This window comes from Neisseria sp. Marseille-Q1983 (assembly GCF_018224585.1).
GTDB classification, from domain to species: Bacteria; Pseudomonadota; Gammaproteobacteria; order Burkholderiales; family Neisseriaceae; genus Neisseria; species Neisseria polysaccharea.
Genome location: NZ_JAGTUI010000061.1, coordinates 1 through 6,444 on the forward strand (window position 1 = coordinate 1; position 6,444 = coordinate 6,444).

General features: G+C 49.2%; 7 protein-coding genes and 1 pseudogene. 7 read left to right on the plus strand and 1 reads right to left on the minus strand.

The features are described from left to right. The 4 genes and pseudogenes from KEM39_RS10300 to pepN form a co-directional block, all read left to right on the plus strand. A pseudogene (locus KEM39_RS10300) lies at window positions 1–263 on the plus strand (lipid A biosynthesis lauroyl acyltransferase); the annotation flags it as partial. 498 nt (window positions 264–761) lie between these two features. Further along, entirely contained in the window at window positions 762–896 is a 135-nt protein-coding gene (locus KEM39_RS11925) for a hypothetical protein (RefSeq protein ID WP_260369853.1), read from the plus strand. A 116-nt stretch (window positions 897–1,012) separates the two neighbouring features. After that, window positions 1,013–1,807 (plus strand): 3'-5' exonuclease, encoded by a 795-nt coding sequence (locus KEM39_RS10305; RefSeq protein ID WP_118997637.1) that lies wholly within the window; start codon window positions 1,013–1,015, stop codon window positions 1,805–1,807. A 131-nt stretch (window positions 1,808–1,938) separates the two neighbouring features. After that, on the plus strand, window positions 1,939–4,542 hold the full coding sequence (pepN, locus tag KEM39_RS10310) for an aminopeptidase N (RefSeq protein ID WP_118997636.1): 2,604 nt from the start codon (window positions 1,939–1,941) through the stop codon (window positions 4,540–4,542). A 94-nt stretch (window positions 4,543–4,636) separates the two neighbouring features. On the opposite strand, the gene KEM39_RS10315 is transcribed toward pepN, so the two are convergent. Beyond that, window positions 4,637–4,975: a helix-turn-helix domain-containing protein gene (locus KEM39_RS10315; RefSeq protein ID WP_118997635.1), complete on the minus strand. Its 339-nt coding sequence runs from the start codon at window positions 4,973–4,975 to the stop codon at window positions 4,637–4,639. A 135-nt stretch (window positions 4,976–5,110) separates the two neighbouring features. Here KEM39_RS10315 and KEM39_RS10320 point away from each other — a divergent pair, with 135 nt between their 5' ends. The 3 genes from KEM39_RS10320 to KEM39_RS10330 all read left to right on the plus strand — a co-directional run. Continuing rightward, window positions 5,111–5,422, plus strand: a complete 312-nt coding sequence (locus KEM39_RS10320; protein WP_118997634.1) for a hypothetical protein — start codon at window positions 5,111–5,113, stop codon at window positions 5,420–5,422. Between the two features lie 14 nt (window positions 5,423–5,436). Then, window positions 5,437–6,069: a DUF805 domain-containing protein gene (locus KEM39_RS10325; RefSeq protein WP_211709969.1), complete on the plus strand. Its 633-nt coding sequence runs from the start codon at window positions 5,437–5,439 to the stop codon at window positions 6,067–6,069. Window positions 6,070–6,271: 202 nt separating this feature from the next. Then, a partial coding sequence (locus tag KEM39_RS10330; RefSeq protein WP_211709970.1) for a MafB family polymorphic toxin occupies window positions 6,272–6,444 on the plus strand: 173 nt, incomplete at its 3' end.

The window sequence follows — 6,444 nt, forward strand, 5'->3', positions numbered from 1 at the left end:
CGGCAACGATTACCGGATTGAGCCGCATTGCCGCGCTTGCAAATGCAAAAGTGATACCCGCCATTCCCGTCCGCGAGGCAGACAATACAGTTACACTGCATTTCTACCCGGCTTGGAAATCCTTTCCGAGTGAAGATGCGCAAGCCGACGCGCAGCGCATGAACCGTTTTATCGAGGAACGCGTGCGCGAACATCCCGAGCAGTATTTTTGGCTGCACAAGCGTTTTAAAACCCGTCCGGAAGGCAGCCCCGATTTTTACTGACTACGTAAAATTACAAAACATATCAGGCATTTCGAGTCGAAACTCCTGATTGTTTTTTTAAATGCAAAATGGCAGATTATATGAACAGATTTCATTTGATAATCGCTGCTATTTAAGTATCTCAAAAACAATATTTTTAAGACTTGGTCGGGAAATTCGAAGCAGGTTTTGGAAGAAATACCGCAAACCTATGAATATATGCAGACAATCTAGTTAATATATTAAAATTAATTTTCTTTAAAAACATAGCGTTATAAATAAATATTTAATATATGCCTTTCATGTTTCCTTTAATATTTGACATTTTATGCTTAAATTTAAATATAAATCAAAATTAAATTTATATTTATTGAAATATAAAAAATAAAAATCCATATATTTAATATTTTCAGCAATTTTATAAAATTAATGTTTTGACATTTATATTGTAAAAAATGCTTGGCAAAGCGTAGAAAATGGCGTACATTTCGCTACATGGAATTACACGACAGGCAGGAAATGCCGTCTGAAAGGATTTTCCGGTCAGTCTTGCGATTGGTCGGGGTTTCATCGGAAACGGTGAAACAAAAGTTTGTCGGCGTAGAGTTGAGCTACGCGGGCAAAGCCGCAGGCGAAAGCCTGTATTGTTTGTGAAGCGTAAATCTCTGATTTGAGGTATTGGGGCAATCCTGTGGGGGGTTGCCTCTTTTTTTATCTGCCTTTTAATGACACAATAGGCGCAAGTCTGTTTTTGAATGCAAGGTACTGCCATGAATACGATTTTGGCTTTCGATATTGAAACCGTACCTGATGTCCAGGGTATCCGAACATTGTACGAGCTGCCGTCCTCGCTGCCCGACGACGAAGTGGTGCTGTTTGCCCAGCAAAAACGCCGTGCTCAGACGGGCGGAGATTTTATGCAGCATCATCTTCATCAGGTTGTGGCGATTTCGTGCTGCATGCGTTGGGGGCAGGATAAAGTCCATGTCGGTACAATCGGCGAGATGGATGACGGCGAGGAAGTGGTTATCGCCAAATTTTTCGAATTGATTGAAAAACATACGCCGCAACTGGTCAGTTGGAACGGCGGCGGTTTCGACCTGCCGGTTCTGCATTACCGCTCCCTGATATACGGCATCAACGCCGCGCGCTATTGGGATATGGGCGATGGCGATTTCGGCGACAGCCGCGATTTCAAGTGGAACAACTACATCAGCCGTTACCACCAACGCCATTGCGATTTGATGGATTTGCTCGCGCTTTACCAGCCGAGGGCGAATGTGCCGCTGGACGATATGGCGAAACTGTGCGGTTTTCCGGGTAAATTGGGTATGGACGGCAGCAAGGTGTGGGAGGCGTTCCACGCGGGCAGGCTGAAGGAAATCCGCAATTATTGCGAAACCGATGCCGTGAATACTTATTTGATGTATCTGCGTTTCTGCCTGGTCAGCGGCAGGATGGACGCGGACGAATACGAAATGGAAATCAAACGGATGCGGAATTACCTGTCCGCACAAGTCGGGGAAAAGCCGCATTGGGAAGAGTTTGTCCGCGCGTGGGAATAAAGATTGAAATTCAAACCGGTTGTCCGGCGGTGCGCCCGTGCCGCCGTTGCGGCTTCAGACGGCATACGCGGGATGCGCCCATGCCGTCTGAAGCCTTTTCCAGTCAAACCAAACAATATTGAAAGAAAAAAATGAGCAAAACCGTCCGTTATCTGAAAGATTACCAAACGCCTGCCTACCGCATTCTCGAAACCGACCTGCATTTCGATATTGCCGAACCGCAAACCGTCGTGAAATCCCGTTTGATGGTCGAGCCACAGAGGATAGGAGAGCCGCTGGTGTTGGACGGTTCGGCGAAACTTTTGTCCGTCAAAATCAACGGCGTGGCGGCGGATTATGTGTTGGAAGGCGAGACGCTGACGATTGCGGGCGTGCCGTCCGAACGCTTCACCGTCGAAGTGGAAACCGAAATTCTGCCGGCGGAAAACAAATCGCTGATGGGGCTGTATGCTTCCGGCGGCAACCTGTTTACCCAATGCGAGCCGGAGGGCTTCCGCAAAATCACGTTCTACATCGACCGTCCGGATGTGATGTCCAAGTTCACGACCACCATCGTCGCGGACAAAAAACGCTATCCCGTTTTGCTCTCCAACGGCAACAAAATCGACGGCGGCGGGTTTTCAGACGGCCGCCATTGGGTGAAATGGGAAGACCCGTTTGCCAAACCGAGCTATCTGTTTGCTTTGGTCGCGGGCGACTTGGCGGTGACGGAAGACCGTTTCACCACCATGAGCGGCAGAAACGTCAAAATCGAGTTTTACACCACCGAAGCGGACAAGCCCAAGGTCGGCTTTGCCGTGGAATCCTTGAAAAACGCGATGAAGTGGGACGAAACGCGTTTCGGTTTGGAATACGACTTGGATATTTTCATGGTCGTCGCCGTGGGCGATTTCAATATGGGCGCGATGGAAAACAAGGGGTTGAACATTTTTAACACCAAGTTTGTCCTCGCCGACAGCCGCACCGCCACCGATACCGATTTCGAAGGCATCGAATCCGTGGTCGGACACGAGTATTTTCACAACTGGACGGGCAACCGCGTAACCTGCCGCGACTGGTTCCAGCTTTCGCTGAAGGAAGGGTTGACCGTGTTCCGCGACCAAGAGTTTTCCGGCGACCGCGCCAGCCGCGCCGTACGCCGCATTGAAAACATCCGCCTGCTGCGCCAGCACCAGTTCCCTGAAGACGCAGGCCCGACCGCCCATCCGGTGCGCCCCACCAGCTATGAGGAGATGAACAATTTCTACACCATGACCGTTTATGAAAAAGGCGCGGAAGTGGTGCGGATGTATCACACCCTGCTCGGCGAAGAGGGCTTCCAGAAAGGCATGAAGCTCTACTTCCAACGCCACGACGGGCAAGCCGTTACCTGCGACGATTTCCGCGCGGCGATGGCGAACGCGAACGGCATCAATCTCGACCAGTTCGCCTTGTGGTACAGCCAGGCGGGTACGCCCGTTTTGGAAGCAGAAGGTCGTCTGAAAAACAATGTTTTTGAGTTAACCATTAAACAAACCGTGCCGCCCACGCCTGATATGGCGGACAAGCAGCCGATGATGATTCCCGTCAAAGTCGGGCTGCTGAACCGCAACGGCGAAGCGGTGGCATTCGATTATCAGGGCAAACGCACGACCGAAGCCGTGTTGCTGCTGACCGAAGCCGAACAGACCTTCCCGCTCGAAGGCGTAACCGAAGCCGTCGTTCCCTCGCTGTTGCGCGGGTTCAGCGCGCCGGTGCATCTGAACTATCCGTACAGCGACGACGACCTGCTGCTCCTGCTCGCCCACGACAACGACGCCTTCACACGCTGGGAAGCCGCGCAAACGCTCTACTGCCGCGCCGTCGCCGCCAACCTTGCCGCGCTTTCAGACGGCATCGAGTTGCCGAAACACGAAAAACTGCTTGCTGCCGTCGAAAAAGTCATTTCAGACGACCTCTTGGACAACGCCTTCAAAGCCCTGCTTTTGGGCGTGCCGTCTGAAGCCGAACTGTGGGACGGCGCGGAAAACATTGACCCGCTGCGTTACCATCAGGCGCGCGAAGCCTTGTTGGATACCCTTGCCGTCCACTTCCTGCCGAAATGGCACGAATTGAACCGTCAGGCGGCGAAGCAGGAAAACCAAAGCTACGAGTACAGCCCCGAAGCCGCCGGCTGGCGCACGCTGCGCAATGTCTGCCGCGCCTTCGTCCTGCGCGCCGACCCCGCGCACATCGAAACCGTTGCCGAAAAATACGGTGAAATGGCGCAAAACATGACCCACGAATGGGGCATCCTGTCCGCCGTCAACGGCAACGAAAGCGATACGCGCAACCGCCTGCTGGCGCAGTTTGCCGACAAGTTTTCAGACGACGCGCTGGTGATGGACAAATATTTCGCCCTCGTCGGCTCAAGCCGCCGCAGCGACACCCTGCAACAGGTTCAAACCGCCTTGCAGCATCCTAAATTCAGCCTCGAAAACCCCAACAAAGCCCGCTCGCTCATCGGCAGCTTCAGCCGTAACGTCCCGCATTTTCACGCAGAAGACGGCAGCGGCTACCGCTTCATCGCCGGCAAAGTCATCGAAATCGACCGCTTCAACCCGCAGGTCGCCGCCCGCTTAGTGCAGGCGTTCAACCTCTGCAACAAGCTCGAGCCGCACCGCAAAAACTTGGTGAAACAAGAATTGCAGCGCATTCGGGCGCAGGAAGGATTGTCGAAAGACGTGGGCGAAATCGTCGGCAAGATTTTGGATTGAGGCCGTCAAACAGAAAAAAATAATGCCGTCTGAAAGCTCGTTCCGCTTTTCAGACGGCATTTTTGTATTTTGAAATATTGGGTAATTAATCCTTTTATAGAGAAGTCTGTTTCAATGTCTGAATCATGAGGGATTTGAACGACTGCTGCAAAGGCGTGGGGAGTTGCATGAAGATAAGTTCGATGGGCATATCTTCCATATTTGTTGCGGTATTGTTTTGCTGTCTTTCTAAACTTTCTGCCAATAGAAAAATAGACGAAACGGGGCAGTCCAAGGCTTCTGACAGATATTTTAGGATAGATTCGCTATACCCTTGGTTGCCGTTTTCAAGATTGGAAATATTACTTTTTGAGGTATTGGCAAAATCAGCAAGCTGCTGCTGAGTCCATCCCTTTTGTTTCCTTAAGAATCTGATTGCGTGACTAATGTTCATGAAATGAATCTTAGAGACAGGCAGACTCTTTTTAAATTGTATTAATGTATTTATTGACTAAAAATATTTTAATGCAATACTTAATACAGTTTTACTGTACTTTATTTTTAAACCTCACTTATTTTTGGATAAGAGATGAAAATCAGAAATGGTATTTTTGCCGGAGTTCTCCCGGCAATGTTATTGACGGGTTGTATGAGTGGTTTGCCTTCATGTGGTTCCAGCGAGGCGGAAGGTTTGGTGAAGAAGATTGTTAACCAGAAATCGTTCTTTATCGGTCAGTTTGTTTCATTGGATGATGTAGAGGAAACTGCAGCTAATAATGAAGCAGGAATCAGGGTGTGTTCTGCTACACTGACCACGACGAGAATCAGTAAGGACATTACTTATTCCATCAGGTGGCAGAACAAAGAAAACGATGAATATATCTTGGAAATAAATAATTAAAGGAATTTAAAACGATGAAAGGTCAAATTTTAGATTTCTCGATTCAAGCTGGCGGTTTGATTAGCAGTGAGGACGGCAAACGCTATCCATTTAAAAACGAAGAATGGAAAGAACAGGGCGTACCAACACGAGGGATGAAAGTCGATTTTGATGTTGATGAAACTGGGCAGGCGGTAGCTGTTTATAAAGCTTTGGGTGCAAGTTCGACCGGAGGGGTTGCAACCGTTCTGCAAAATGCCTCCCAAACCCGCAATGAAAACGGACAGCTTTCTCTATTTGCTTTGTTCTTGGAGGCATTGACCAAACGGTATGCCCAATTTTCAGGTCATGCTTCTAAAAGAGAATTTTGGGGGTTTTTGCTGTTTAGAACAGTTGCAGAGGTAGCTATTTTACTTGTTATTGGGATAATGGTCGAAGTTAGTAGGAGTCTTGGTGATATTTTCTCTATTTTATATTTTCTTTTTACTCTTGCTGTACTTGTTCCAACAATATCCGTTGGTGTCCGCCGACTCCATGACACCGGTAAATCTGGATGGTGGTATTTGATTTCAGTTATTCCGCTTATTGGATGGATTTGGTTGATTATTTTATGGTGTCAAGCTTCTGTAAACGAAGATAACCAATGGGGTGGGCTGCCTGAGAACTAAATCTTTCATCAAAATGCCGTCTGAAACGATATTCGTTTTTCAGACGGCATTTTTGCCTCTTTCGTTTACAAACCCGTAAAATCCCTTTACACTCAAACCCATTCAAAACCAAACAAATATTTTGTCGCAAACACAGCGTCCCCATCATTACCGCCGCCTGAAACACACCAATCGGTATGACCGCCGCAAAGGAGGATAAACCGTGAAACCGCTGCGCAGACTAACAAACCTCCTTGCCGCCTGCGCCGTAGCGGCGGCCGCACTCATACAGCCCGCCCTCGCGGCGGACTTGGCGCAAGACCCGTTCATTACCGATAACACCCAACGGCAGCACTACGAACCCGGAGGCAAATACCACCTCTTCGGCGACCCGCG

Coding starts and splice junctions, on each gene's coding strand:
- KEM39_RS11925 (WP_260369853.1), top strand. CDS start 762: ATGCCGTCTGAAAGGATTTTCCGGTCAGTCTTGCGATTGGTCGGGGTT.
- KEM39_RS10305 (WP_118997637.1), top strand. CDS start 1,013: ATGAATACGATTTTGGCTTTCGATATTGAAACCGTACCTGATGTCCAG.
- pepN (WP_118997636.1), top strand. CDS start 1,939: ATGAGCAAAACCGTCCGTTATCTGAAAGATTACCAAACGCCTGCCTAC.
- KEM39_RS10315 (WP_118997635.1), bottom strand. CDS start 4,975: ATGAACATTAGTCACGCAATCAGATTCTTAAGGAAACAAAAGGGATGG.
- KEM39_RS10320 (WP_118997634.1), top strand. CDS start 5,111: ATGAAAATCAGAAATGGTATTTTTGCCGGAGTTCTCCCGGCAATGTTA.
- KEM39_RS10325 (WP_211709969.1), top strand. CDS start 5,437: ATGAAAGGTCAAATTTTAGATTTCTCGATTCAAGCTGGCGGTTTGATT.